26 protein-coding genes and 1 pseudogene are annotated in these 24,944 nt (G+C 69.9%); 16 read left to right on the top strand and 11 right to left on the bottom strand.

All coding sequences use genetic code 11. The annotated features are described in order from the left end of the window. Nucleotides 1-48: 48 nt before the first annotated feature. The gene (locus tag EV278_RS00625; RefSeq protein ID WP_132085644.1) at nucleotides 49-849 is read right to left on the bottom strand and encodes an isocitrate lyase/phosphoenolpyruvate mutase family protein; all 801 of its coding nucleotides are present in this window, start codon (nucleotides 847-849) and stop codon (nucleotides 49-51) included. A 280-nt stretch (nucleotides 850-1,129) separates the two neighbouring features. On the opposite strand from EV278_RS00625, the gene EV278_RS00620 reads away from it, so the two are divergent. The 3 genes from EV278_RS00620 to rplS all read left to right on the top strand — a co-directional run bounded on the left by EV278_RS00620 (nucleotide 1,130) and on the right by rplS (nucleotide 2,530). Further along, the gene (locus EV278_RS00620) at nucleotides 1,130-1,324 is read left to right on the top strand and encodes a hypothetical protein (RefSeq protein WP_132085642.1); all 195 of its coding nucleotides are present in this window, start codon (nucleotides 1,130-1,132) and stop codon (nucleotides 1,322-1,324) included. A gap of 69 nt (nucleotides 1,325-1,393) precedes the next feature. Beyond that, complete coding sequence (trmD, locus tag EV278_RS00615; RefSeq protein ID WP_132085640.1) at nucleotides 1,394-2,131, top strand: tRNA (guanosine(37)-N1)-methyltransferase TrmD; 738 nt, start codon at nucleotides 1,394-1,396, stop codon at nucleotides 2,129-2,131. 3 nt (nucleotides 2,132-2,134) lie between these two features. Continuing rightward, nucleotides 2,135-2,530, top strand: a complete 396-nt coding sequence (gene rplS, locus EV278_RS00610; protein ID WP_132085638.1) for a 50S ribosomal protein L19 — start codon at nucleotides 2,135-2,137, stop codon at nucleotides 2,528-2,530. 290 nt (nucleotides 2,531-2,820) lie between these two features. Here the strand turns inward: rplS and EV278_RS00605 are convergent, their stop codons facing one another. After that, entirely contained in the window at nucleotides 2,821-4,374 is a 1,554-nt protein-coding gene (locus EV278_RS00605) for an MFS transporter (protein ID WP_165916480.1), read from the bottom strand. A 124-nt stretch (nucleotides 4,375-4,498) separates the two neighbouring features. Here EV278_RS00605 and leuC point away from each other — a divergent pair, with 124 nt between their 5' ends. Continuing rightward, nucleotides 4,499-5,941: a 3-isopropylmalate dehydratase large subunit gene (leuC, locus tag EV278_RS00600; RefSeq protein WP_132085634.1), complete on the top strand. Its 1,443-nt coding sequence runs from the start codon at nucleotides 4,499-4,501 to the stop codon at nucleotides 5,939-5,941. Next, the gene (gene leuD / locus EV278_RS00595) at nucleotides 5,941-6,549 is read left to right on the top strand and encodes a 3-isopropylmalate dehydratase small subunit (RefSeq protein WP_132085632.1); all 609 of its coding nucleotides are present in this window, start codon (nucleotides 5,941-5,943) and stop codon (nucleotides 6,547-6,549) included. The genes leuC and leuD overlap by 1 nt, the downstream gene beginning before the upstream one ends. Here leuD and EV278_RS00590 read toward each other — a convergent pair. Continuing rightward, nucleotides 6,550-6,680, bottom strand: a pseudogene (locus EV278_RS00590) (hypothetical protein); the annotation flags it as partial. 5 nt (nucleotides 6,681-6,685) lie between these two features. On the opposite strand from EV278_RS00590, the gene EV278_RS00585 reads away from it, so the two are divergent. The 5 genes from EV278_RS00585 (at nucleotide 6,686) to EV278_RS00565 (ending at nucleotide 12,743) form a co-directional block, all read left to right on the top strand. Next, a complete protein-coding gene (locus EV278_RS00585; protein ID WP_132085630.1) occupies nucleotides 6,686-6,988 on the top strand; it encodes a putative quinol monooxygenase in 303 nt (100 codons plus the stop codon). Between the two features lie 12 nt (nucleotides 6,989-7,000). Next, nucleotides 7,001-8,059, top strand: a complete 1,059-nt coding sequence (leuB, locus tag EV278_RS00580; protein ID WP_132085628.1) for a 3-isopropylmalate dehydrogenase — start codon at nucleotides 7,001-7,003, stop codon at nucleotides 8,057-8,059. 97 nt (nucleotides 8,060-8,156) lie between these two features. Next, a complete protein-coding gene (locus EV278_RS00575) occupies nucleotides 8,157-10,061 on the top strand; it encodes a methyl-accepting chemotaxis protein (protein WP_132085626.1) in 1,905 nt (634 codons plus the stop codon). 86 nt (nucleotides 10,062-10,147) lie between these two features. Continuing rightward, a complete protein-coding gene (locus EV278_RS00570; RefSeq protein ID WP_132085624.1) occupies nucleotides 10,148-11,767 on the top strand; it encodes a long-chain fatty acid--CoA ligase in 1,620 nt (539 codons plus the stop codon). A 79-nt stretch (nucleotides 11,768-11,846) separates the two neighbouring features. Further along, nucleotides 11,847-12,743 (top strand): hypothetical protein, encoded by an 897-nt coding sequence (locus tag EV278_RS00565; protein ID WP_132085622.1) that lies wholly within the window; start codon nucleotides 11,847-11,849, stop codon nucleotides 12,741-12,743. 46 nt (nucleotides 12,744-12,789) lie between these two features. Here EV278_RS00565 and EV278_RS00560 read toward each other — a convergent pair whose 3' ends face one another. From EV278_RS00560 to EV278_RS00545, 4 genes are all read right to left on the bottom strand, one after another. After that, on the bottom strand, nucleotides 12,790-13,266 hold the full coding sequence (locus EV278_RS00560) for a GNAT family N-acetyltransferase (RefSeq protein WP_132085620.1): 477 nt from the start codon (nucleotides 13,264-13,266) through the stop codon (nucleotides 12,790-12,792). Then, nucleotides 13,263-13,661 (bottom strand): SRPBCC family protein, encoded by a 399-nt coding sequence (locus tag EV278_RS00555; protein WP_207905419.1) that lies wholly within the window; start codon nucleotides 13,659-13,661, stop codon nucleotides 13,263-13,265. Before EV278_RS00555 ends, EV278_RS00560 begins: the two co-directional genes overlap by 4 nt. A 3-nt stretch (nucleotides 13,662-13,664) precedes the next feature. Then, the gene (locus EV278_RS00550; protein WP_243692029.1) at nucleotides 13,665-14,060 is read right to left on the bottom strand and encodes a PaaI family thioesterase; all 396 of its coding nucleotides are present in this window, start codon (nucleotides 14,058-14,060) and stop codon (nucleotides 13,665-13,667) included. Nucleotides 14,061-14,130: 70 nt separating this feature from the next. Further along, nucleotides 14,131-14,613, bottom strand: coding sequence for a peroxiredoxin (locus EV278_RS00545; RefSeq protein ID WP_132085616.1), 483 nt, complete (start codon nucleotides 14,611-14,613; stop codon nucleotides 14,131-14,133). Nucleotides 14,614-14,749: 136 nt separating this feature from the next. Here EV278_RS00545 and EV278_RS00540 point away from each other — a divergent pair, with 136 nt between their 5' ends. Together EV278_RS00540 and EV278_RS00535 are read left to right on the top strand one after the other, a co-directional pair. Continuing rightward, nucleotides 14,750-15,361: a YqgE/AlgH family protein gene (locus EV278_RS00540; RefSeq protein WP_132085614.1), complete on the top strand. Its 612-nt coding sequence runs from the start codon at nucleotides 14,750-14,752 to the stop codon at nucleotides 15,359-15,361. A 130-nt stretch (nucleotides 15,362-15,491) separates the two neighbouring features. Then, entirely contained in the window at nucleotides 15,492-16,376 is an 885-nt protein-coding gene (locus tag EV278_RS00535; protein WP_132085612.1) for a slipin family protein, read from the top strand. A 36-nt stretch (nucleotides 16,377-16,412) separates the two neighbouring features. On the opposite strand, the gene EV278_RS00530 is transcribed toward EV278_RS00535, so the two are convergent. Next, a complete protein-coding gene (locus EV278_RS00530; protein WP_132085610.1) occupies nucleotides 16,413-18,080 on the bottom strand; it encodes a bifunctional diguanylate cyclase/phosphodiesterase in 1,668 nt (555 codons plus the stop codon). Between the two features lie 70 nt (nucleotides 18,081-18,150). Then, complete coding sequence (locus tag EV278_RS00525; protein WP_243692028.1) at nucleotides 18,151-18,735, bottom strand: GNAT family protein; 585 nt, start codon at nucleotides 18,733-18,735, stop codon at nucleotides 18,151-18,153. Nucleotides 18,736-19,065: 330 nt separating this feature from the next. Here EV278_RS00525 and EV278_RS00520 point away from each other — a divergent pair, with 330 nt between their 5' ends. The 3 genes from EV278_RS00520 (at nucleotide 19,066) to EV278_RS00510 (ending at nucleotide 22,443) form a co-directional block, all read left to right on the top strand. After that, the gene (locus EV278_RS00520) at nucleotides 19,066-20,256 is read left to right on the top strand and encodes a serine hydrolase domain-containing protein (RefSeq protein WP_132085606.1); all 1,191 of its coding nucleotides are present in this window, start codon (nucleotides 19,066-19,068) and stop codon (nucleotides 20,254-20,256) included. A 112-nt stretch (nucleotides 20,257-20,368) separates the two neighbouring features. Further along, nucleotides 20,369-21,601, top strand: coding sequence for a DUF4331 family protein (locus EV278_RS00515; protein WP_132085604.1), 1,233 nt, complete (start codon nucleotides 20,369-20,371; stop codon nucleotides 21,599-21,601). 2 nt (nucleotides 21,602-21,603) lie between these two features. Next, nucleotides 21,604-22,443, top strand: a complete 840-nt coding sequence (locus tag EV278_RS00510; protein WP_132085602.1) for a DUF4198 domain-containing protein — start codon at nucleotides 21,604-21,606, stop codon at nucleotides 22,441-22,443. On the opposite strand, the gene EV278_RS00505 is transcribed toward EV278_RS00510, so the two are convergent. Next, nucleotides 22,440-23,279, bottom strand: coding sequence for an AraC family transcriptional regulator (locus EV278_RS00505; RefSeq protein ID WP_132085600.1), 840 nt, complete (start codon nucleotides 23,277-23,279; stop codon nucleotides 22,440-22,442). The genes EV278_RS00510 and EV278_RS00505 overlap by 4 nt on opposite strands. A 203-nt stretch (nucleotides 23,280-23,482) precedes the next feature. Further along, nucleotides 23,483-24,160, bottom strand: a complete 678-nt coding sequence (locus tag EV278_RS00500; protein WP_132085598.1) for a nitroreductase — start codon at nucleotides 24,158-24,160, stop codon at nucleotides 23,483-23,485. 53 nt (nucleotides 24,161-24,213) lie between these two features. On the opposite strand from EV278_RS00500, the gene mtgA reads away from it, so the two are divergent. After that, on the top strand, nucleotides 24,214-24,939 hold the full coding sequence (gene mtgA, locus EV278_RS00495) for a monofunctional biosynthetic peptidoglycan transglycosylase (RefSeq protein ID WP_132086273.1): 726 nt from the start codon (nucleotides 24,214-24,216) through the stop codon (nucleotides 24,937-24,939). Nucleotides 24,940-24,944 lie beyond the last annotated feature (5 nt).

The raw sequence follows: 24,944 nt of genomic DNA, 5'->3' as shown, positions 1-24,944 counted from the left end.
GGAAGATAAGCGGTCGCGGGGGAGCCGGAAACACCCCAGACGCCGAACCTAGCCGAACCGGACGTTCAGGTTGGGCAGGTCCTTGCCATAGATCGCGTATCCCGCGGTGTCTCCGTCCAGGAGAAAGACGCGAGTGCCCGTCAGCATCGCGCCATAGGCGGCGTTGAACGGGCTGGTGGCCGAGCTCAGGCGGCGCACGCCCAGTTCGCCCAGTCGCTGGGCCGACGGCATGCCCGGGCGGCCCATGACGTTGAGCGGCAGGGAGACGCCTGCCGCCAGCCTGGACAGCAGGTCTTCCTCGATCGGCAGGGGCACGAAGATCCCGCTGGCCCCGGCCTCGGCGTACAGCGCCGCGCGGCGCAGGGTTTCGGCCAGGGCCGCCTCGCCCTCGGCCAGCTTGGCCAGATAGACGTCGGTGCGGGCGTTGATGAACAGCTTGACACCGGCCTGGTCGGCGGTGGCGCGGACCGTCTGGATCTTGCGGGCGTGCAGGCCCGGATCGCGCCGGCCGTCCTCGAAATTGATTCCCACGGCGCCGGCCCCGATCACGGCCTTGATGGTCTCCGCCAGGGTCGGCAGGTCGTCGGTGTAGCCGCCCTCGATGTCGGCGGAGACCGGAACCGACACCACCCGGGCGATGCTGGCGATGGTGTCGACGACGGCCGCCACCGGAACGGCGTCGCCGTCGGCATAGCCCCGCGCCCAGGCCACCGCGGCGCTGGAGGTGGCCACGGCCTTGGCGCCCGCGTCGGCCATCAGGGCGGCGCTGGCGGCGTCCCAGGCGTTGGGCAGCAGCAGTACGTCGGGGCCGGCGTGCAGGGCGTGGAAGCGGTCGGCGGTCGTGGTCATGGCGGCGGCTCCGGGAGGGCAGGCGGGCGGACTATCGGCAATCGCGGCCCGGCCGTCTCGCGGAAATCGGACCTTGATGACCGGCTGCTGACATCCGTTGGCGGCGGGCGCCCGCAAAAACGGCGGTCGGCCAATTGCGGCGAACGCGTCGTATTGCCGCCTTGGCGAGGTCAATTGCCTCGCCTAGAGGCAGGGGGTTCGCCTGCGCCGCAAAAACGGGAACCTCCTCCTTTCCCGGGCTTTGGTTCGAACGACCCGAAACACAGGAAGACCCTGGCCCATGGTTTCATGGAAGAAGATCCGTGTCGGTACGGCGCTCGTCGCCGCGACCCTGACCACCGCCACCGTCCTCGCCGTGGCTCCCGTGCGCCACGTCGCGCCGCCCGCCCGACCGACCAGCGAGCCGGTCAAGCTGACCCCGCCGCTGATGCCCGCCGAAGCCGGCAAACCGCTGCCCAAGACCACCCTGGCCTAGGCGGGAGGCCCAGCCTCTCGTTTCGACGGCCCTCTCGTTTTTAAGGGTGGAGAGCGCTATGCAGCGCTCATGCCGTTCACCGCCACCGTCCTGACCATGTTCCCCGAGGCCTTTCCCGGCCCGCTCGGCGTCTCGCTGATCGGCACGTCGTGGAAGGAACAGGACCTGTGGCGTTTGGAAACACTGGACATTCGGGGGTTTTCCAAGGATAAGCGCGGCTTCCTCGACGACACCCCCGCGGGTGGCGGCGTGGGAGCGGTATTGAAAGCGGACGTCATCGCCGCCGCGCTGGACAGCGTGGACGTCGGTGGGCGGCCGCTTTTGTACATGAGCGCCCGGGGTCGGCCCCTGACCCAGGCGCGCGTCAAGGAATGGGCCAAGGCGCCGGGCGTCATCGTCCTGTGCGGCCGTTTCGAGGGGGTGGACCAGCGGGTGCTCGACGCCCGGGGGTTCGAGGAGGTCTCGGTCGGAGACGCTGTTCTTGCCGGTGGTGAAGCAGCGGCGATGGTCGTGATCGAGGCGTGCGTTCGATTGGCTCCAGGGGTTCTGGGCAATTTCGAGAGCACGCAGGAAGAAAGCTTCGAGGACGGGCTCCTTGAGCATCCGCAGTACACTAGGCCGCGGACGTTCGAAGGGCTCGACATCCCCGAGGTGCTGCTGTCGGGCGACCACAAGAAGGTGGCCCAGTGGCGGCGCAGTATGCGTGAAGAGACCACCCGCGAGCGGCGTCCAGACCTCTGGGAAGCGCATCTCGCCAATCAACAGGCAAAAGGCGGCCCGAAAACGGGTAAGCCCAAAGGAGATTAGACCATGGCCAAGAACATCATCGCCGAACTTGAGCGCGAAGAAGCCGACCGTCTGCTGGCGGCCCGCGCGATCCCCGAGTTCGAACCGGGCGACACCCTGCGCGTCAACGTCCGCATCAAGGAAGGCGAGCGCGAGCGCGTCCAGGCCTACGAGGGCGTCTGCATCGCCCGTTCGGGCGGCGGCGTGCACGAGAGCTTCACCGTCCGCAAGATCTCGTTCGGCGAAGGCGTGGAGCGTCTGTTCCCGCTGCTGTCGCCGAGCATCGAAAGCATCGAGGTGAAGCGCCGCGGCGTCGTCCGTCGCGCCAAGCTGTACTACCTGCGCGACCGTCGCGGTAAGTCGGCCCGGATCGCCGAGCGTTCGAACGTCCGCAAGACCGAAGCCGCCGACGCCGAATAGGGCGCGCGACTTCGCGAAGATCCAGGCCCTGGCGGAAACGCCAGGGCCTTTTTCTTGCGGGATTTCAATGGTCAAGCTTTCGTGCAGGCGCACGAATATATTGACAAAACGCCGGTGTCTGGTGTTTGGTGAACGCACCCCCACCGCTCTGCGACGGGCTTATAGACCGCCCCCTTGCTAGGGAGTGGCCCTCTTCGGAAACGGCGTCATGGCCACCGAAGGAAATGCGATATGAGGGCGCGCCGCAAACACAGGGCGCGCCCTCTTTGCGTTCGGAGACATGCCCTCGCTCAGCGCAGGCTGACCGCCGTCCGCCGCCGCTTGGGCGGGGCGCCCTGGCGGGCGTCGCGGCGGTCGCGCATCCGCTGCAGGCGCTTGCGCACCCGCGCGTCGCGCAGCAGGGCGGAGGGCACGTCGGTCAGCATCTTCAGGCCGGCGATCGGCGAGACGTTGCGCACGTCGCGGCGGGCCTGGGCCAGCACCTCGCCGACCATCAGCCGGTTGTCGATCTCGCCCTGCTCCTTGACCATGGCCAGTCGGTGCAGGGCGTAGAGGCCCAGGACCGCGGCGATCAGGAAATAGAAGTCCCAGTTGGAGACGCGCAGCGGCATGAGGGTCAGCACGTCGCCGGGGCTGGTCCAGCGCACCAGGATCTCCAGCCGGCGGGCGGCGAAGAAGTCGGCGAACATCCCGCCCAGCAGCGGCGCCAGGCCGGCGGCGGCCGAACTGATCATGGCGTTGGCGGCGATATAGGCCGTGGCCGAGCCGCGCGGTGACAGCTTCAGGGCGATATTGCCCGACGACAGGGTCACCCCGGCGGTGGCCAGGCCCATCAGGGCGTGCAGGCCGATCAAATAGGCCATCACCCAGGACCGTTCGTGGATCTGCGAGGCGCCGACCATGGCGGCGATGCAGGCGATGAACAGCGGGGCGGCCACGGCCAGCACCGACTTGTTGGCGAAGCGGTCCGACAGCAGGCCCCAGCTGCGCAGGGCCAGGACGTTGGTCGCCTGGCTGACGACGCTGAGCACCACCACGAACGTGACCGACAGCCCCAGCTGCTTGACGAAGAACACCGTGAAGAACGGCGTGGCCAGGTTCACGGCGAACTGCCAGCTGGCCAGGAAGGCGATCAGCCGGCGGAAGTTCCGGTCCTTCAGCGGGGCGCGCAGCAGCGGGACCAGCCTCACCCGCTCGGCCGGGGCGGGCATCTGCGGCTCGGGGGTCAGGGCCAGCTCGCGGCAGCTGAGCAGGCCGGCCAGGAAGGCCGCGCCATAGAGACCGGCGAACACGAACGGGCGCAGGAACGAGCCTTCCGGCGCGCGGTCCAGGGCCAGGGCGGCCGCCAGACTGGCCAGCAGGCCGACGACGGTGGCGTTGATGGTCCGCTTGGCGAAGATCTGGCCCATCCGCTGCTCGGGGGCCAGGTCCCGCACCCAGGCGTTCCAGGCGCAGCCCCCGAAGGTGGCGATCCCGCAATAGAAGACCTGGGCCGCCACCAGCCCCGCCAGGGCCGCCGGGCCGCCGCCGGTCAGGGCCAGCAGGGCCATGCCGACCAGGGCGCAGCGGCTGATCAGGCTGGCCAGCACCGAGATCCGCTTGCGGGTCCGCAAACCCTCGACCAGCAGCACGCCGGGCAGCTGCAGCAGCTGCACCCAGAAGGTCACCGCCGCCAGCAGGCCGATCGTGGTGTTGGAGGCGCCCAGCTGCAGGGCGAAGGCGGTCAGGATGACGCCGCTGGTCACGGCCGTGACGGCGTTGGAGTACCCCGCCTCGCGGACCAGATGTCGCAGGCCGCGCTCGCGGTCCTCGTCGCTCAGGCTCGGCGTCGGGGCAAGAAACATGCGCAGCAAGGCCTTTGCATGGCTCAGCCGAGGCAGTTTGATCCAAGCTGCCGCCGGCCGGCGTGAATTTTCGGCGTTTCCTCGCTTTACGCGCCCCGTCTCAAGGCCTAGATGCGCGGGTATCATGACCCGCGCACCCAAGACCCTGTACGACAAGATCTGGGACGCTCACGTCGTCAACGAACAGGACGGCGAAGCGATCCTCTATATCGACCTGCATCTCATCCACGAGGTGACGACGCCGCAGGCCTTCGCCGGGCTTCGCGCGGCCGGCCGCAAGGTGCGCCGGCCCGATCGCACCCTGGCCGTCGCCGACCACAACATCCCGACCGAGGGCCAGGCCCTGGGCGTCGACGCCGTGGCCGACGACGAGGCGCGCCTGCAGTTGAAGACCCTGGCCCGCAACGTCCAGGACAACGGCATCGAGTTCTTCCCGATGGGCGACATCCGCAACGGGATCGTCCACGTGGTCGGCCCGGAGCAGGGCCGCACCCAGCCGGGCATGACCATCGTCTGCGGCGACAGCCACACCTCGACCCACGGCGCCTTCGGGGCCCTGGCCCACGGCATCGGCACGTCCGAGGTCGAGCACGTCCTGGCCACCCAGACCCTGCGCCAGGAGAAGGCCAGGAACATGCTCGTCCGCGTCGACGGCCAACTGGGCCCCGGCGTCACGGCGAAAGACGTCGCTCTGGCCGTGATCGGCGAGATCGGCACGGCCGGCGGCACCGGCTATGTCATCGAATTCGCCGGCCAGGTGGTCCGCGACCTGTCGATGGAAGGCCGCATGACCCTGTGCAACCTGACCATCGAGGGCGGGGCCAAGGCCGGCCTGGTCGCGCCCGACGACAAGACCTTCGCCTATATCCAGGGCAAGCCCTCGGCGCCGAAGGGCGCGGCCTGGGACATGGCCCTGTCGTACTGGAAGGGCTTCGTCAGCGACGAGGACGCCCATTTCGACCGCACCGTGGTGATCGATGGCTCGGCCCTGGTCCCGATGGTCACCTGGGGCACCAGCCCCGAGGACGTCATCCCGGTGACCGGCGCCGTCCCCGATCCGGAAAGCTTCGCCACCCCGGACAAGCGGGCCGCCGCCCGTCGCGCGCTGGACTATATGGGGCTGACCGCCGGCCAGCCGATCTCGGAAGCGCGCATCGACCGCGTCTTCATCGGCTCGTGCACCAACAGCCGCATCGAGGACATGCGCGCCGCCGCCGCCGTGGTGCAGGAGGCCTTCCTGCACGGCCGCCTGGTCGCCCCGCACGTCAAGGCCATGGTCGTGCCGGGCTCGGGCCTGGTCAAGGAACAGGCCGAGGCCGAGGGGCTGGACGCCATCTTCAAGGCCGCCGGCTTTGACTGGCGCGAGCCGGGCTGCTCGATGTGCCTGGCCATGAACCCCGACAAGCTGGCCCCGCACGAGCGTTGCGCCTCGACCAGCAACCGCAACTTCGAGGGCCGCCAGGGGCGCGCCGGCCGCACCCACCTGGTGTCGCCCGCCATGGCGGCGGCGGCGGCGATCGCCGGTCACCTGACCGACGTGCGCGCCCTGTTCGAGGAGACCGTCTGATGCAGGCCTTCACCCGTCTCGACGGCCGCGCGGCGCCGCTGTCGCTGGCCAATATCGACACCGACCAGATCATCCCCAAGCAGTTCCTCAAGACCGTCGAGCGCGAAGGCCTGGCCAAGGGCCTGTTCTACGACTTCCGCTTCGACGGCGAGGGGAACGAGATCGCCGACTTCGTGCTGAACCGGCCGGAGTACAAGGGCTCGTCCGTGCTGATCGCCGGCGACAACTTCGGCTGCGGCAGCTCGCGCGAGCACGCCCCGTGGGCGCTGATGGACTACGGCATCCTGTGCGTGATCTCGACCAGCTTCGCCGACATCTTCAACAACAACTGCTTCAACAACGGCCTGCTGCCCGTGGTGCTGAAGCCCGAGGAAGTCGCCCAGCTGATGGACGAGGCCAAGGGCGGCAACCACATGGTCAGCGTCGACCTGGAATCCCAGACCGTGGTCTCGCCCTCGGGCAGGAGCTTCCGGTTCGAGATCGACCCGGTGCGCAAGGACAAGATGCTCAAGGGCCTGGACGCCATCGGCGAGACCCTGCAGCACGCCGCCGACATCGACCTGTTCGAGAGCAAGCGGGCGCTGGACCGGCCGTGGCTGGAGGCTTGATCGCCCTGCGTCCTTCGAGGCCCGCTTCGCGGGCGCCTCAGGATGAGGGGCGTCTTGCTGCTTGCCTCATCCTGAGGTGCGAGGCGCAGCCGAGCCTCGAAGGACGCACGGCGGCGCCTCCCGAGGACCAACAGCCATGACCGTCATCCTCGCCGGGACGATCCGCGTTCCGCCCGAACGCTTGGCCGAGCTGCGGCCGCACCTGAAGGCCCAGGTCGAGGGCAGCCGCGCCGAGCCGGGCTGCCTGGACTATGCGCTGAGCGAGGATCCGCTGGACCCCGGTCTGATCCGGGTGTTCGAGCACTTCGTCGACGAGGACGCCCTGGCCTTTCATCGCGCCAGCCCGCACATGGCCGCCTGGCGCGCCTGCTTCCCCGAGCTGGGCGTCCACGACCGCCGCATGTCGTCCTTCGACGTGTCAGACTACCGCACCATCTAAGAGAGCTTTCCGATGTCCACGCTTCTGCTCCTGCCCGGCGACGGGATCGGCCCCGAGGTTTGCGGGGAGGTGCGCCGGGTGGCCCAGGTCCTCACCCCCGACCTGAACGTCGAGGAGCGAATCTATGGCGGCGCCAGCTACGACGCCCACGGAACGCCGCTGACCGACGAGGTGCGCGACGCGGCCCTGGCCAGCGACGCGGTGCTGATGGGCGCGGTCGGCGGCCCGCAATGGGCCAGCGCCCCGCGCCATCTGCGCCCGGAAGCCGGGCTGCTGAACCTGCGCAAGGCGATGGACGTCTACGCCAACCTGCGCCCGGCCTATTGCTTCGAGGCCCTGGCTCACGCCTCCAGCCTGAAGACCGAACTCGTCTCGGGCCTGGACCTGATGTTCGTGCGCGAACTGGTCGGCGGGGTCTATTTTGGCCAGCCGCGCGGCGTCGAGGATCTGCCGGACGGCCAGAAGAAGGGCTTCGACACGGCGGTCTACACGACCAGCGAGATCGAGCGGGTCGGTCGCGTGGCCTTCGAACTGGCTCGCGGCCGCGGCAACAAGGTTCACTCGGCCGAGAAGTCGAACGTCATGGAGAGCGGCCTGCTGTGGAAGCAGGTGATCACCGACCTGCACGCCCGCGACTATCCGGACGTCCAGCTGGAGCATATCCTGGCCGACAACTGCGCCATGCAGCTGGTGCGCGCGCCCAAGCAGTTCGACGTCATCGTCACCGACAACCTGTTCGGCGACATCCTGTCGGACGCCGCGGCCATGCTGACCGGCTCGCTGGGCATGCTGCCCTCGGCGGCCCTGGGCGCGGCGGGCAAGCCGGGCCTGTACGAGCCCATCCACGGCTCGGCCCCAGACATCGCCGGCAAGGGCGTGGCCAATCCGCTGGCCGCCATCCTGTCGTTCGAGATGGCCCTGCGCTGGTCGCTGAACCGCGCCGACGCCGCCGACGTCCTGCTGGCGGCGGTCAAGGCGGCGCTGGACGGCGGGGCCCGGACCCGCGACCTGGGCGGCGAGCTGTCGACGGCCCAGATGGGCGACGCCGTGCTCTCGAACCTAGGTCATTGAAATATCAACGTTATCTTTAAGGTTCCCGCAACGTAACCTTAAGGGTTGTCCGTCAAACCCTGCGCGTCGATTTCAACACCGGCGCGCGGGGCAAGCGATGCGATTCCAGGACCTGAAGATTTCCACGAAGCTGGGGATCGCGTTCAGCGCGCTGATCCTGGCCTTCGCGGTCTCGTCCGGCGTCGTCTTCACCAGCCTGCAGAGCATCGACAAGGCCTCGACCTCCAGCCAGCGCAGCCTCGTCCTGGCCAGCCAGGCCGAGACGATGATGAGCCTGATCCTCGAGCAGCAGAACGCCCTGCGCGGCTACGCCCTGACCGATGATCCGGCCTTCGCCGAGGTCTACCAGGACAACGCCGCCCAGTTCGACAAGGCGCTGGACGCCTTCGAGGGCAAGACCACCCAGGCCGCCCAGAAGGAACGCATCCAGAAGATACGGACCGCCATGGCCGACTGGCGGCGCGACGTCGCCGAGCCGACCCTGACGGCGATGAAGGACCCTGCGAGCAAGGCCCAGGCCGGCGCGACGATCGGCAAGAAGAGCCTCGACGACCTGCGCGCCTTGCAGGACGAGCTGTCGGGCGCCGCCCTTGAGCGCGTGACCATTCGCGCCAAGGAACAGAAGGGCGCCATGACCCTGGCGACCCAGTCGCTGGTGATCGGCGGCGTGGCCGCCCTGGCCATCGCCGGCCTGATGGGCTGGCTGCTGTCGACCACGATCGGCGCCCCGGTGTCGCGGATGACCGCCGTCATGCGCCGCCTGGCCTCGGGCGACAACGACGTCGAGGTCCCGGCGATCGGCCGCAAGGATGAGGTGGGGCTGATGGCCGACGCCCTGCTCAGCTTCAAGGACGCCGCCGTCGCCAAGGCGCGGCTGGAAGGCGAGACCGTCGAGCAGCGCCGCCTGACCGAGGCCGAGCGCGCCCAGCGCGAAGCCGAGAAGGCCGCCGAGGCCCAGGCCGACGCCGTGGCGATCGGGGCCCTGGCCGAGGCGCTGGACCGCCTGGCCGGCGGCGACCTGACCTACCGGATCAGCGCCGACTTCGCCCCCAAGGCCGCCCAGCTGAAGTCCGACTTCAACACCGCCGCCGACCGCCTGCAGGACGCCCTGCGCGGCATCAGCGCGGCGACCGGCGGCATCCGGTCCGGCTCGGAAGAGATCGCCAGCGCCTCGGACGACCTGTCGCGCCGCACCGAGCAGCAGGCCGCCAGCCTGGAAGAGACCGCCGCCGCCCTCGACCAGATCACCGCCACCGTGCGCAAGACCGCCGCGGGCGCCAACGAGGTGTCCGGCCTGGTGGCCAACGCCCGGACCGGCGCCGAGAAGTCCGGCCAGATCGTCAGCCAGGCGGTCAGCGCCATGACCGAGATCGAAACCTCGTCGCAGCAGGTGGCCCAGATCATCGGGGTGATCGACGAGATCGCCTTCCAGACCAACCTTCTGGCCCTGAACGCCGGGGTCGAGGCGGCGCGGGCCGGCGACGCGGGCCGAGGCTTCGCGGTGGTGGCCCAGGAAGTGCGAGCCCTGGCCCAACGCTCGGCCGACGCGGCCAAGGAGATCAAGGGCCTGATCTCGACCTCGACCGCCCAGGTCGGAAGCGGCGTCAGCCTGGTGGGCCAGACCGGCCAGGCCCTGCAGGCCATCGTCGACCAGGTCGCCTCGATCGACAGCCTGGTTCGCGAGATCGCCGCCTCGGCCCAGGAACAGGCGACCGGCCTGCACCAGGTCAACAGCGCCGTGAACCAGATGGACCAGGTCGTGCAGCAGAACGCCGCCATGGTCGAGGAAGCCACCGCCGCCACCCACTCGCTGAAGGGCGAGGCCGGCGAACTGGCCGCCCTGGTCGGGCGCTTCAAGGTCGGCGGCGAGGCTTCGCGCCCGGTCGCCGCCAGCCCCGCCTCGCGCCCCATCGCCAGCCCGGCCCACGCGGCCCGGACCCGGATCGCCGCCGCGTTCAACGGCAATGCCGCGGTCGCCGTGGACGGCTGGGAAGAGTTCTAGGCCGGCGAACAGAGAGCCTCGACAAGGCCTACCCTTCCCGCGACGACGCTCTAAGCTTGTCCCAAAAGGACAGGGGAGGAGCGGCCATGATCCCGGGCCTGATGCAGACGACGCCGCTGCTGGTCAGCGGCATCCTGCGCTACGCGGCCGCCGCCCACGGCGGGCGCCAGATCGTCTCCCGGCTGATCGACGAGCCGCTCTGGCGCTACGACTACGCGGGCCTCGCCCAGCGCGCGGCCCAGGCCGCCAACGCCCTGGCGCGGCTGGGCGTCAAGGCCGGCGACCGGGTCACTTCCCTGGCCTGGAACACCCATCGGCACCTGGAGCTGTTCTACGCCGTCCCCGGCCTGGGCGCGGTGCTGCACACCGCCAATCCCCGGCTGTCGGACGAGCAGATCGTCTTCACGATCAACCACGCCGCCAGCGGCGTCCTGCTGTTCGACCGCAATTTCGCCGAGCTGGTCGCCCGCCTGGCGCCACAGCTGACCACGGTGAAGACCTTCGTCATGCTGTCCGACGCCGAGCGGACGCACGACGCCGGGGTCGGGGCGACGTCGTACGAGGCCCTGATCGACGGCGAGGCCCAGTCGTTTGACTGGCCTGTGCTGGACGAGAACGCCGGCGCCTTCCTCTGCTACACCTCGGGCACGACGGGCGATCCCAAGGGCGTGCTCTATTCGCATCGCGCCGTGGTGCTGCACGCCATGGCCGGCGGCCTGGCCAGCGCGTTTGGCCTGACCGCCTTCGACGTGGTGATGCCGTGCTCCAGCCTCTATCACGCCACCGCCTGGGGCCTGCCGTTCACCGCCCCGATCTGCGGGTCCAAGCTGGTGCTGCCGGCCGACAAGATGGACGGGGCGTCGCTGCACGACCTGATCCAGGGCGAGGGCGTCACTTTCACCGGCGGGGTGCCGACCATCTGGACGATGTACCTGGCCCATCTGGAACAGACCGGTCAGCGGCCGGATAGCCTCAAGCGGGTCGTGATCGGCGGCAGCGCCGTGCCGCGGGCCATGGCCGAGATCTTCAAGACCAAGTACGGCGTCGACGTGCTGCAGATCTGGGGCATGACCGAGACCTGCCCGATCGGCGTGGTGGCCACCCCCACGCCGTCCCTCGCCGTCCTGGGCGAGGACGCCCTGAACGAGGCGATCTGGACCCGGCAGGGCCGGCTGCAGTTCGGGATCGAGCTGCGGGTCGAGACCGAGGACGGGGCCGAGGCCCCGCGCGACGGCGAGACCTCGGGCGCCCTGAAGGTGCGCGGGCCCTGGGTGGTCCGCCGCTACTACCGCCAGGACGCCGACGCCGCCCAGGCCGACGGCTGGTTCGACACCGGCGACATCGCCACCCTCGACCAGCACGGCTTCATGCGCATCACCGACCGGCAGAAGGACGTCATCAAGTCGGGCGGTGAATGGATCAGCTCGATCGACCTGGAGAACGTCGCCGCCGGCTGCCCCGGCGTGAAGATCGCCGCGGTGGTCGGCGTGCCGCATCCGAAATGGGAGGAGCGCCCCCTGCTGGTGATCGAGGCCCACGAGGGCGCGGCGATCGGCAAAGCCGAGGTGCTGGACTATCTGGCCTCACGGATCGTCAAGTGGTGGACCCCCGACGACGTGGTGTTCGCCGCCGTCCCGCTGACGGCGACCGGCAAGATCGACAAGAAAGTGCTGCGGGAGGTCTGGCGCGAGCATCTGACGGGGTGATCCGCACCAGGATCCAAGGCCAATTGCAGAGTTCGGAAATCTCTCCTAGGTTGTGACCCCCATCCTGGAGTGCGCGTCGATGCTGTCGGTGTTTCGTCGTTCCAAGGTCCTGCTCGCGGTCGCCGTGCTGATGGGGGCGGTCACCCCTGCCCTCGCCGGGCCCAAGGACTTCTCCAAGGAGATCGCCGAGGTCGGCCAGCTGGCGCGGCTGGACGGCCAGCCCGTTCTGGCCGGTGAATTCGAGTCGCCACAAAATCCGCTGTTCGACTTCGCCGGCGTGGACAACGGCCGCGAGGGGCGCGCCCTGATCATGCAGCGCGCCTTGAACAGCTTCCGCGCCAAGGCCTTGGACGTCCTGGCGCCGAAGATGCTGGCCAATTGCCCGGTCGAGGCGACCGCCGCCGATCTCCAGGCCTTCTATCCCTATTGGCGCCGCCTAGTGGCGCTCGAACAGAAGCGCCTGGCCGACCTGGGCGTCGAAGACGTGGTCGAGCCGCCGGTCTCGCCGTTCAAAGGCATGACCCTGGCGCCGAACGCCCCGCTGACCGAGCTGGCGCAGGTCGATGCGCGGACGGCCGGCGCCGAACCCCTGGCCGCCGACGCCGTTCGGCGCTGGAAGACCTATCACTGCGTCCAGGCGACCTATGGCGGCGACGCCTTCTTCACCATCGCCGTCGATCGCGACGGCCTGAACTGGCCCGTGGGTCCGATGCTGACCGGCAAGCCCATGGGCCATCGTTCCGTCCGCGTGCCCGACACGGGCAATCTGGAGCCGATCACCGCCCTGGGACGGTTCTTTCGAGACGCGGAAAAGCGCGGCCTGCTGACCTTCGACAACCCGCAATATCGCGCCTATTTCTTCGAACGCTACGAGGGGCGGGACTACGACAAGATGAAGGAGCCGACCCGCGCCAAGGCGTTCCTGGACCAGGCGCCATGGGCGGTCGAAGGCCCCTACGCCATCGCCGGACGCTAAGGCGCCGCGCGGGGGAGGGGCGCCGGTTTGCCCCGACCGCGGAAATCTACAGCCGCAATCGCCAGGTTTCGGAAATCAGCCCCTCGCCGAAACCCTCGTAGGGCCAGCTGTCCTCAAGCACGAAGCCGGCGCGTTGGTAGAGGCGGCGGGCGGGCAGGAGGTTGCTCTGGGTCCAGAGGACCACCTCCCGATAGCCGGCCAGGCGGGCGAAGGTCACGCATTCGGCCACCAGCCTGTCGCCCACGCCCAACCCGCGCGCCGAGGGCTCGACCAGCAGCAGGCGCAGGCGGCCGACCGTGTCGCTCTCGCGGACCAGCAGGATCGAGCCGACCCGCCGCCCCTCGTGCTCGGCGATCCAGCAGGCCTCGCGGGCCGGGTCGAAGCTCTTGATGAGCTCGGCCACCACCCCGGCCACCAGCCCCTCGAACCGGGCGTCCCAGCCCTGCTCGTCGGCATAGAGCGCGCCGTGCCGCTGGACGATCCAGCCATAGTCGCCCGGCCGCGGTCCGCGCAGGGTGATCATGACTCCAGCAGCGCCTTCAGCGTGGCCAGGTCCTCGGCGACCATGCCCTGGTCGCGCGCGAACCGGGCGTCGTCCATGCCGGGGAGCCGGAACAGGGTCAGGGTGACCTCGGCGCCGTCACCATTGGCCACCACGCGCAAGGGGATGCTGACCTCGGTCCCGTCGGGCAAGGTCACCCAGTGGTCGAGCACGCCATGGGAATTGCGCGGCGAGAACCGCACGGCGACGTCGCCGTCCGGCCCGTGGGCGATCCAGCGGTCGCCGTCGCGGGTCAGGCTTTCGCCAAGGCCCGCGGCCCACCGGGGAAAACGCTCCGGCTGGCAGGCGAAGTCGTAGACCTGGTCGGCCGGGCGGGCGATCGACACGGTGATCGGACGGGCTTCGAACAGGGTCATGGCTCAGGCCTCCACGGTCATCTGAGTCTGGGTGACCACCGCCACCAGCCTGCCGCCCTCGCCCTCGATCCGGGTGGTCCAGACGCTGGAGCGGCGGCCGACATGCAGCGGGGTCGAGACCGCCGTGACCGTGGTCCCGGCCCGGGCACCGCCGATGAAGTTGGTCTTGCTTTCCAGGGTGGTGGTTCGCATCCCGGCCGGCGTGCTCAGGAAGGCGCCCACCGCCCCCAGGCTGTCGGCCAGCGCCATGGCCGCCCCGCCGTGCAGGATTCCGCCGGCGGTGCACAGGTCGGGACGGACCACCAGTCGGCCCTCGACGCGGTCCGGCGCGGCGTGGGTGATCTCCAGTCCCATCAAGGCGGCGAAGGGCAGGGCGGAGATGTCAAAGCCGTCTGTCACGGACGTCGCTCCCCTTGGCTTCGTCATTCTCCGGCGAGCAGGGAATGACGAAGCCTATCGATGGTCCGGCCTACAGCTGGCCCAGCATGTAGTCGGCCGACGAGACCTTGAATTCCCCGCCTTCCTCGACGTTCAGCGTCTCGACCACCCCGTCCTTGGCGATCAGCGAATAGCGCTGCGAGCGCAGGCCCATGCCGAACTTGCTGCCGTCGAACTCCAGGCCGACCGCCCGGGTGAAGTCGCCGTTGCCGTCGGCCAGCAGCAGCACCTCGTCGGTGATGCCCTGGTCGGCGCCCCAGGCCTTCATCACGAACAGGTCGTTGACCGAGACGCAGGCGATTGTGTCGACGCCCTTGGCCTTGAGCTCGGCGGCCTTCTCCTTGAAGCCGGGCAGGTGCTTGGCCGAGCAGGTCGGGGTGAAGGCGCCGGGCACCGCGAACAGGGCCACGGTCTTGCCCTTGAACAGCTCGTCGCTGGTGACCGGGGTCGGGCCCTCGGCCGTGCTGGTCATGAAAGTCGCCGAAGGAAGCGTGTCGCCAACCTTGATCGCCATGTGCGGTGTCCTGTGGGTTGCCCGGAAAAGGGATAACGCGCATCGAGAGCGCGTCACCGAGATAAAGGCGCCGGAGCGGATCGCCAAGCGCAAGGTTGGACTTGAAACCGACGCGTTCCAACCCGATCCTCTAACCATGGACACATCACGCAAGGACCCCGGAGCCCAGGCCCAGAAGAGCGACCAGACCGGCTTCCTCGCCGGACACATGCTGGTGGCCATGCCCGGCATCGAGGATCCACGCTTCGAGCGCGCCGTGCTCTATGTCTGCGCCCACGACGCCGAACAGGCGATGGGGCTGGCGGTCAACCGTCCGGTCGAGGGCCTGACCCTGTTCGAGCTGCTCAACAATCTGGGGATCGCGCCCGAGATCGAGGCCGGCGGCGAGCTGGTGATGCTGGGCGGTCCGGTCGAGCGTGAGCGCGGCTTTGTGCTGCACACCGACGACTACATCTCGCCCGACTCCACCGTGCCGGTGGCCGACGGCCTGGCCCTGACGGTGACCCGCGACGCCCTGGACGCCCTGGGCAGCAAGGTCCGCCGGCCGCGCCACGCCATCCTGGCCCTCGGCTATTCCGGCTGGGGCCCCGGCCAGCTGGAGCAGGAGCTGCGCGACAATGTCTGGCTGATCTGCGACGCCGACGAGACCCTGCTGTTCGGCGACGACTACGACAACAAGTGGACCATGGCCCTGGCCAAGATCGGCGTCACCGCCGATCACCTGTCGAGCCAGGCGGGGCGAGCCTAGGCGATCTTTGCGGGGCAGGCGCCCCGGGGCTCGTTCGCCGCAACCTTTGCCTTGGGTGAACGTTTTACGGATTGATGCAAGTCGCGGCGCGCCGCGTCGGGGCCTCCGCATCCATCTTGGGAGCAGGCCCATGCGCCAGCCCAGCGCCATCCCCTTCACCCTCTTTCTGGTCGCCGTCGCCGCGGGCGCCGCGGCGGCCTGGCCAGTCCGCGCCGACACCATGACGGCCGGGGTCCTGCTGGCCATATTCGTCATCGCCGGCGCCATCCTGGGCGCGTCGATCAAGATCGCCAGCCAGTGGGAGCGGGCGGTCGTGCTTCGCCTCGGACGCTTTCGCGCCCTCAACGGCCCCGGCCTGTTCTGGATCATCCCGATCGTCGACGTCATTCCCTACTGGATCGATGTCCGGGTGATCACCTCCAGCTTCAAGGCCGAGAAGACCCTCACCAAGGACACCGTGCCCGTCGACGTGGACGCGGCGCTGTTCTGGTGCGTGGTCGAGCCCCGGCGGGCGGCGCTGGACGTCGAGGACTATCACAGCGCCATCGCCTGGGCGTCCCAGACCGCCCTGCGCGACGTGATCGGCAAGACCGTGCTGGCCGACATGCTGGAGGGGCGTGAACGGATCGGCCAGGAACTGCGCCGGATCATCGACGAGCGCACCGAGCCCTGGGGCGTCAAGGTCATCTCGGTGGAGCTGAAGGACGTCCTGATCCCCGAAGCCCTGGAGAACGCCATGTCGATGCAGGCCCAGGCCGAGCGTGAGCGCCAGGCCCGGATCATCCTGGGCGATTCCGAACGCCAGGTGGCCAAGAGCTTCGAGGACGCCTCCCGCGCCTATGCGGCCAACCCCACCGCCCTGCACCTGCGGGCCATGAACATGCTGTACGAGGGGCTGAAGCAGAACGCGACCTTCGTCATCGTGCCCAGCACGGCCTTGGACACGATGCAGCTTGGCGGCGTCGATCGCCTGACCCGCGAGCCGGCGGTCGGGCAGGTTTCAGCCAGCCACTGAGGTTCGAAGGCGGCGGCCCGGTAAAGGCCCGGACGATCAGCCCCGCGCCTTCACCGGCGCGGCGCCGTCGACATAGGCCTCGTTCAGATAGACCTCGGCCTCCTGCGGCGACAGGGCGGGCGCATAGCCGAAGCCCTGGCCGTAGTCGCAGCCCAGGGCCTGCAGGGCGCGGGCCATCTCGGCGTTCTCGACGCCCTCGGCGACGACTTCCAGGTCCAGGTCCTGGCCCAGCTTGACCACCGAGCGGACGATCTTGGCCGAGCCGGCGTTGCTGCCCATGGTCCGCACGAAGTAGCGGTCGATCTTCAGCGTGTCGAACGGCAGGCGGGTCAGGTACGACAGCGACGAGAAGCCGGTGCCGAAATCGTCCAGCGCCAGGCCGGCGCCGGCGTCGCGCAGGGTCTTGAGGATCACGGCGGCCCGCTCGGGATCGCGCATGATGTCGCTTTCGGTGACTTCCAGCTTCAGGGCCCCACGCGGCAGGTCATGCTCGCGCAGCACCTGGCGCACGTCGTGGACCAAGCCCGGGCGGTCGATCTCGCCGGTCGACAGGTTGACGCTGACGGTCAGGGCGCCGACCGCCGGGTGCGAGCGGCGCCAGGCGGCCAGCTGGCGGGCCGAGGTGCGCATCATGTGCTCGCCCAGCTCGCTCATCAGGCCCATCTCCTCCACCAGCGGGAGGAACTCATCCGGCGGCAGCATGCCGCGGCGTGGGTGGATCCAGCGGGCCAGGGCCTCGAAGCCCGACAGGGCGCCGGTCGACAGGCGGACCACGGGCTGGAAGAAGGGGGTGATCTCGCCGCGGCCGATGGCGCCGCGCAGGTCGGCCTCCAGGGCCAGGCGCGACAGGCCGTCGGTCTCCATCGAGCGACCGTAGGCGGCGGCGCTGCCGCGGCCGTTGGCGGCGGCGGCCTCGACGGCCAGCTCGGCGCGGCGCAGCAGCTCGGCCGCCTCCGGCGCGTCCTCGCCGCCTTCGGCCGCGACGGCGCCGATCGACAGGGTGGGGTGGATGTCGAAGCCAGCCACCCGCAGGGGCTGCTCAAGGGCGGTGCGCAGCAGTTCGGCGGGCTCGAAGCCGGCCGGATCGCACAGCACGGCGAACTCGTCCTCGCCGATCCGCCCCAGCAGGGCCTCGGACGGGAAGGCGGCGGCCAGGCGCGAGCCCAGGGCGGCCAGGACCAGGTCGGCGCGCTCGTGGCCCAGGGCCTCGTTCAGCCGGCGCAGGCGGTCGACGTCGGCGACCACCAGTTCATGGACCCCGCCGATGGCCAGGCGCTCGCGGGCCTGGGCGATGAAGCTCTTGCGGTCCAGCAGGCCGGTCAGCGTGTCGCGCTCGGACGCGGCGAACTTGACCTCGGGGACGACGACGCCGGCGGCGCGCACCCCGTCTTCCAGCCAGGTCCCGCGCCAGATGCAGATCTCGCCGCCTCGCGTGCGCAGGCGTGCGATGATCTCGCTGCCCGGCGGGCGGACCTTGAGGATGTCTTCGGCCTGGGCGCGATCCTGGGGCAGGGTCAGGGCGCGGAAGGCGGCGGAGGAGCAGTCCGGGGCCAGCGGCCCCAGGCCCAGGGCCCGCGAAGCCCCGTTGACGCGCAGGCGATCGGCCTCGGGCTCCCAGAGCCACAGCGCGACTTCGGCGGCGCCCAGGGCCTCGAGGGTGGCCGTGGCGTCCCATACGCGTCGCTGACTGATCTTGAACGACATGCCCTGATCCCACGCCCGAAGGCGCCGCGCCCGGGTCCGCGCTAAAAATCCCCTCCGAAGAGAAGACCGGCTAACAAGCCGGGGGCGCGACCATCCCGAACAGACGATGATCTCGCCACTCGCCGTTAATTTTCAGATAAGCGGGAGCATATCCCTCTTCCTGGAAGCCCGATTTCAGCAGCACGGCGGCCGAAGGCTCGTTTTCCGGCATGCAGGCGGCCTCCAGCCGGTGCAGTCCCAGTTCGCCGAACGCGAAGTCGATCGCCGTCCGGACTCCGTCCTGCATATAGCCTTGGCGGGCGTAGGGCTGGCCGATCCAGTAGCCCATGACGGCCGTCTGCGAGACGCCGCGACGGATGTGGAACAGCCGAACGCCGCCGATCAGCGTCCCATCGTCGCGGCGGAACATGAAGAACGGAAACGCCTCTCCCAGCTCCAGTTCGCGGGCGTAGGCGTTGAGCCGGGCGCGGAAGGCCGGGCGGGTCAGGTCGTCCTCGGGCCAGGTCGGCTCCCAGGGCTTGAGGAAGGCGGCCGAGCGGGCCCGCAACTCGGCCCACGGCTTGTAGTCGTGCAGGCGCGGCAGGCGCAGGAACACCGCCTCGCCTTCGAGGCGCGGGCCTGGATCGGTCTGGAAGAGGCGGAGAAAGGCGGTCACGCGGCTGGGTCTCGTCGAGCGCCGCACTTTCGAGCGTCGGGACGCCGGAGGCAATAGGCGCGGCGCCGTGACGCGGCCGCGTCTGAAGCCTTGCCGTGGCGCGGCAAAGGCGTAGGACACGGCGTTCATCACGCGCGACGCGGAATCGACGCAAAGCCCCGCCAGCTTGCCGCTGAGGTCGCCGCGTCGGGCGACGACGATTCTCTACGGGTTAGACGGCTGGCCAAGTTCTACAGGACCCGACACAACACCTTCGCCCGGCGGCGCCGGCCCGGCTGGCGGACGATCGCGGCGGTCCTGCTGGTGATCGGGCTGGCGGCGGCGAGCTGGATGGCGCTGCATCGCGCTCGCACGCCCAAGACCGACCCGGTCGCCGCCGCGCCGGCCGCGACGCCGCTCGCCCTGCCGCTTGAGCCTGGAGAATGGCGCGGCCGGATCGACTACCGCGCCCTGGACGCCCGCATCCGGGCGATGATGGCCGACCGTTCGATGGAGGGCCTGGCGATCGCCGTGGTCGAGGGCGGCCGCCTGTCGTTCGTACGCGGCTATGGCCTGACCTCGCCGGAAGACGGTGAAAAGGTCGACGCCGATACGGTGTTCCGCTGGGCGTCGCTGTCCAAGACTGTGGCCGGCACGCTCAGCGCCCGCCTGGCCCGGGACGGGATCTTCTCGCTGTACGACCCGCTGGCCAAGTTCAACACCAGCCTGCGGCTGCCCGGCGAGGCCCAGAACCGGCTGACGGTCGAGCAACTGCTGTCCCAGCGCACGGGCCTGCCGCGCAACGCCTATGACGGCTGGCTGGAGGGCGGACGGGATCCGAGGATGATCCGCCAGAGCCTGGCCGCCGTGCCGCCCCAATGCCCGCCGGCGACCTGCCACACCTATCAGAACGTCGCCTACGACACGATCCGCGAGGTCCTGGAGACCGCCACCCATCGGCCCTACGCGGAGGAGGCCCGCCAGAAACTGTTCCTGCCGCTGGGCATGACCAGCACGACCATCGGCCTGGAAGGCCTGCGGTCGGCCAAGCACTGGGCGCGCCCGTCGCGCGGCGGCCGCGCCTTGCCGCTGGCCGAGGCCTATTACCGGATCCCCGCCGCCGCCGGGGTCAATTCCAACATCGTCGACCTGGCGCGATGGATGCAGGCCCAGATGGGCCAGGCCCCGGCCGTCCTGCCCGCCGCGGTGCTGACCGACATCCAGCAGCCCCGCGTCGACACCAGCCGGCCCTACGGCAATTCGCCCCTGGGGCGGACGCTGGACCATCCCGGCTATGGCCTGGGCATGCGCAGCTTCGGCTACAAGGGTCACCGCCTGGTTGGCCACAGCGGCGCGGTCGACGGCTATCGCTCGACCATGATGTTCGATCCGGCGACCAAGACCGGCGTGGTGATGCTGTGGAACAGCGACGGCAGCCTGCCCTTCAAGCTGCAGGCCGAGGTCTTCGACCTCTACTACCACCTGCCGTTCACCGACTGGCTGCAGCTGAAGGGCGGCGATGCGGCGACGGTGGCGCCCTGAGGGGCCGGGAAGACTGACCGCCTGAGCTTCCAGGGCAGATCGCTAAAGATTTCGACAGCGCGCGGGCGCCCTTCCAAGGCCTTCTGCGGCTCCACTCTTCAGGAGCCACGGCATGACCCGAACCCCCAAATTCCGCCCCGCGCTGACGGCCGGCCTGGCTGGCGCGGCGGCCCTGCTGCTGGCCGCGGCCGGGCCGGCCCAGGCGTCCGACCACCTCGACACGCCCAGCGTCATCGCCGACCCGCGGGCCGACATCGGCGACATCTTCGCCTGGACCTCGCCGGATCACCGCAGGCTGAACCTGGTGATGGCGATCGTCGGCCATGGGTTCTCCAAGGACCTGGCCTACGTCTTCCACGTCGACAGCGGCGCGCGGTTCGGCAGGACGACCGCGACGACCACGATCGCTTGCCGGTTCCCCGGCGCCGAGATCCGCTGCGAGGCCGCCGGGGACGACGTGCAGGGCGACGCCGGCCGTCCCGAGGGGCTGGTCTCGCGGCGCCAGCATTTCCGCGTCTTCGCGGGCCTGCGGGACGATCCGTTCTTCAACAATGTCAAGGGCACGCGCGAGGCCTATGACTTCGCCGCCGCGGCGCTGAAAGCCGGCGCGCCGCGGGACGAGGCGGGCTGCCCCGCCTTCGACCGGGCGACCTCGGCGGGGATCCTGGACCGCTGGCGCCACACGCGCGGAGGGCCGGCCCAGAACCTGCTGGCCGGTTGGACACCCGCTGCGCTGGTCGTGTCGATCGACCTGCCCGTGGTGTCGCGCGGCGGCAAGCGTCTGGCGGTCTGGGCCGAGACCGTCGGGCCCAAGGGCCGCATCGACCGCATGGGCCGGCCGCTGACCGGCAACGCCCTGCTGGCGACGCTGGAGCCCGAGGCGGTCAGCGACACCCTGAAGGAGGCCTACAACCACGCCACGCCCGCGACCTCGGACGCCTTCATTCCGGAGATCGAGAAGACCCTCGGCCTCTACGACGCCTTCGACGGCGAGTGTGGCAATGCGATGATCGCCGACCGCTCGGCGGGGGCGTCGCGCTATCTGGACCTGGCGATCCTGCTGGCTGACGACCGGCTGTGGATCGACAGCGCCGCGGCGCGGTGCTCGACCCTGTTCGCGGTGGAGCTGGCGGCCCTGGCCGGCCGGCGCGACCTGACCGGCGACTGTGGCGGCCGCACGCCCAGCTACGACGCGGTCGACGTCTACCGCTCGCTCCTGGTCACCGGCCGGCTGACCGGCGTCGACGACGGCGTCGACCGCGACGACCACGTGCATTCCGACACCGTGTTCCCGTTCCTGGCCGCGCCCGACGGCGCCGCCTCTTCCCCGTTCAAGGCGCCCTGATCATGAGCCGGTTCAACGTTTCTCTCCGCCACGCCCTGCTGACCGTCGGCGCCTTGGCCCTGGCCTCTGGACCTGGCGTCGCCCTGGCCCACGAGTTCTGGATCCAGCCGCAGCGCTTCCAGCTGCCGGTCGCCGCTTCCACGCCGATGACTCTGCAGGTCGGTACGGGAACCGAGCGCCAGCGCTCGCAGCTGCCGCCGCGCCGCGTGGTGCGCTTCGACGCCACGACCTCGGCCGGCGAGATCCAGGACCTTCGCCCGGTCCTGACCCTGGGGGCCCCGGACGCCGACGGCGCGCTGAGCTTTTCACGGCCCGGCGCCTATATCGTCACCCTGCGCAGCGACGCGGCCGCCCAGAGCCATCTGTCGGCCGCTCGTTTCAACGCCTATGCGCGGGAGGAGGGCCTGACCCCGGCGCTGGAGGCTCGCGCCGCGCAGGGCTTGCAGGGGCTCGACGCTTCCGAGCGCTACAGCCGCCAGACCAAGGCGCTGGTCCAGGTCGGCGAGGGCGGCGATCAGGCGGCGGTCACCCGGCCGGTGGGACTGAGCCTGGAAATCGTGCCTGAAGCCAGCCCATACGCCCTGCCGCGTCCGGCCCGTCTGCCGGTGCGGGTGCTCTATGAAGGGCGGCCCCTGGCCGGCGCGCTGGTCAAGCTGACCGACCTGGCCCACGACGCCGCGCCGCTGGAGCAGCACCGCACCGATGGCGAGGGACGCGCCGGTTTCGCCATGCCCGGCGGCGGGTCCTGGATGATGGACGTGGTCTGGACCAAGCCGCTGGCCGACGAAGGCGTCGATTTCGAGACCGTGTTCTCCAGCCTCAGCTTCGGGTTCTCCAACTAGGCGTGGCCGCGGGGGCGAACCAGTCGCCGGAAATCGACCGGGGTACAGCCATGGAGCTTGCGGAACGCGGCCGTGAAATGGCTGTGGCTGGAAAAGCCCAGGTCGAGCGCCAGGGCCGTCAGGTCCTCGCAGTCGTCCAGTTGATCGAGCGCGGCGGCCAGGCGCAGGCGCAGCTGGTAGCGATAGAGCGGCGCGCCCTCGGCCTGGGCGAAGACCTGGGTCAGATAGACCGGCGAGACGCCGACCTCGTCGGCGACCTCGGCCAGGGTCCAGCGGCGGGCCGGGTCGGAGGCCAGGACCAGCTTGGCGCGGTCGGCCAGCTTGCGGCGGCCATAGCTGGCGGCGCGGGCGCTTGAGGCCCGTTCGCCCAGGGCGCGGCGGACCAGGTCCAGGGTCAGGGTCTCGGCCCGCAGCGGCTCGAGCGCGCCGCGCGCCAGGCCGTGTCTCAGCCGGGCCGCCAGGATCTGGACCTGAGGGGCGAGCCCCCGCGTCGGTCGCCGGAACACCGTCGACGCGCCGTCCTCCAACTGGTCGGCGGGGGCGAGTTCGTCCAGCAGGTCGTCGCCGATCGACACCGACAGGCACGCGTCGCCGCCGCCGACCGGATGGCTGATCGCGTACTCCTGGTCGCGATTGAAGAACACCACCTGATTGGCCTCGGCCACCACGTCCTGGCGTCCGACATGGCGGACGTAGGCGCCGCGATAGGGAAACACCAGGTGGGTCGCAGCGGCGCATTCGCTGGGGCTGCGGTGACGGCAGGCTCCATCGCAGGCCACGTCACGGACGCCGACCGTCGGGGTTTGCAGCAGCAGGGCGACGCTGAGTTCATTCATGAGGCCGCTATCGGCCGAAGCGGTCATGGCGGCAATGACCTGGGAGGTTATGGCGGAGGGGTTCTTGCACTTGCCCCCACCTGACCGCTGCGCGGTCTGTCCGCCCCCAGAGGGGGCGGAGCCTCATGCTTCAGGCTCTTCCCCCTATGGGGGAAGACGGTCGCGAAGCGACCCGTAGGGGGCAAGTCAAGGCGAGCGCCGCCCTACTCGAACCCCCGCATCGACCCCCATTCCTCGAACGGGGCTCGCCGCGAGCGCCAGGCGTTCACGGCCGCCGTCTCGTCGCGATAGCCCAGGGCCATGCCGCAGAACAGCATGTGGTCGGCCGGCAGGTCCAGGAAGGTCGCCACCAGCTTGCCGTAGGCCGACCAGAACTCCTGGGCGCAGGTGTCCAGGCCCTGTTCGACGGCCAGCAGCATCAGGGTCTGCATGTACATGCCGATGTCCGACCATTGCGGCGGGCCGCAGTCGCGGTGCACCGAGAAGAACAGGGCGACCGGCGCGCCGAAGAACTCGGCGTTCTTGGCGAACTGCTGCAGGCGGCCCAGCTTGTCCTCGCGCGGAATGCCCAGCGCGCCGTAGAGGTCCTCGCCGACCTGGTAGCGGCGGGTGCGCAGCGGCTCCCAGAGATTGGGCGGGTAGACGTGGTATTCCGGCTCGTCGCGGTCCATCAGCCGCGAGGAGACCAGGGCCTTGAGTTCGTTGAGCGGCTCGCCGGCCAGGGCGTGCACCACCCAGGGCTGGAGGTTGCCGCCTGACGGCGCGCGGCCGGCGGCCTCCAGCAACTGGCGGACCACGGCGCCGGGCGGCGGGTCGGGCCGGAAGGCGCGAACCGACATTCGCCGGGCGACGGTTTCGGAAACGGTCCTGGACTGGGTCATCAAGGCCTCGCTAACGGCTGGGCGGCTATCCCCGCGCCACAGGCTTGGCTAGCATCCGGCCGCAAGGTCAAGACAAGCGGCGAAAGGTTAGGGGGCGATCTGTGAAGGTGCTGGTGCGGAACATCCTGGTGGCCCTGTTCATCCTGCTGGTCGCCGGGCCGATCCTGACGGTGGTGTTCTATCGCTTCGTGCCGCCGCCGGCCACGCCGCTGATGGTTATCCGCCTGGCCGAGGGCAAGGGCTGGAACCATCACTGGCGACCGATCGACGAGGTCTCGCCGGCCCTGCCGCGCGCCCTGATCGCCGCTGAGGACGCCCGGTTCTGCGATCACCACGGCTTCGACCTCGACGCCCTGCAGAAGGCCTACGAGAACAACGAGAAGGGCAGGAAGATCCGCGGCGGCTCGACCATCAGCCAGCAGACCGCCAAGAACGTCTTCCTGTGGCCAGGCCGCTCCTATGTCCGCAAGGGACTGGAGGCCTATTTCACGGTGCTGATCGAGACGATCTGGGGCAAGAAGCGGATCATGGAGGTCTATCTGAACTCCATCGAATACGGCCCGGGGATCTATGGCGCGGAGGCGGCGTCGCGGGCCTATTTCAAGGTCGGAGCCGACAAGCTCACCCCGCTTCAGGCGGCGCGGCTGGCGGCGATCCTGCCCAGCCCGCTGAAATGGAAGGCGGTCAACCCGGGCCGCTACGTCAAGAAGCGCTCCAGCCGGATCGGCAAGGCCTCGGGCGCGGTGCGCCGGGGCGGCCTGGCGGCCTGCGTGGCCTAGAGGAG

The organism is Caulobacter sp. BK020 (assembly GCF_004342605.1).
Classification (GTDB): Bacteria; Pseudomonadota; Alphaproteobacteria; order Caulobacterales; family Caulobacteraceae; genus Caulobacter.
Note: the sequence above shows the minus strand (reverse complement) of the source record. Positions and strands in the feature narration are given on the sequence as shown.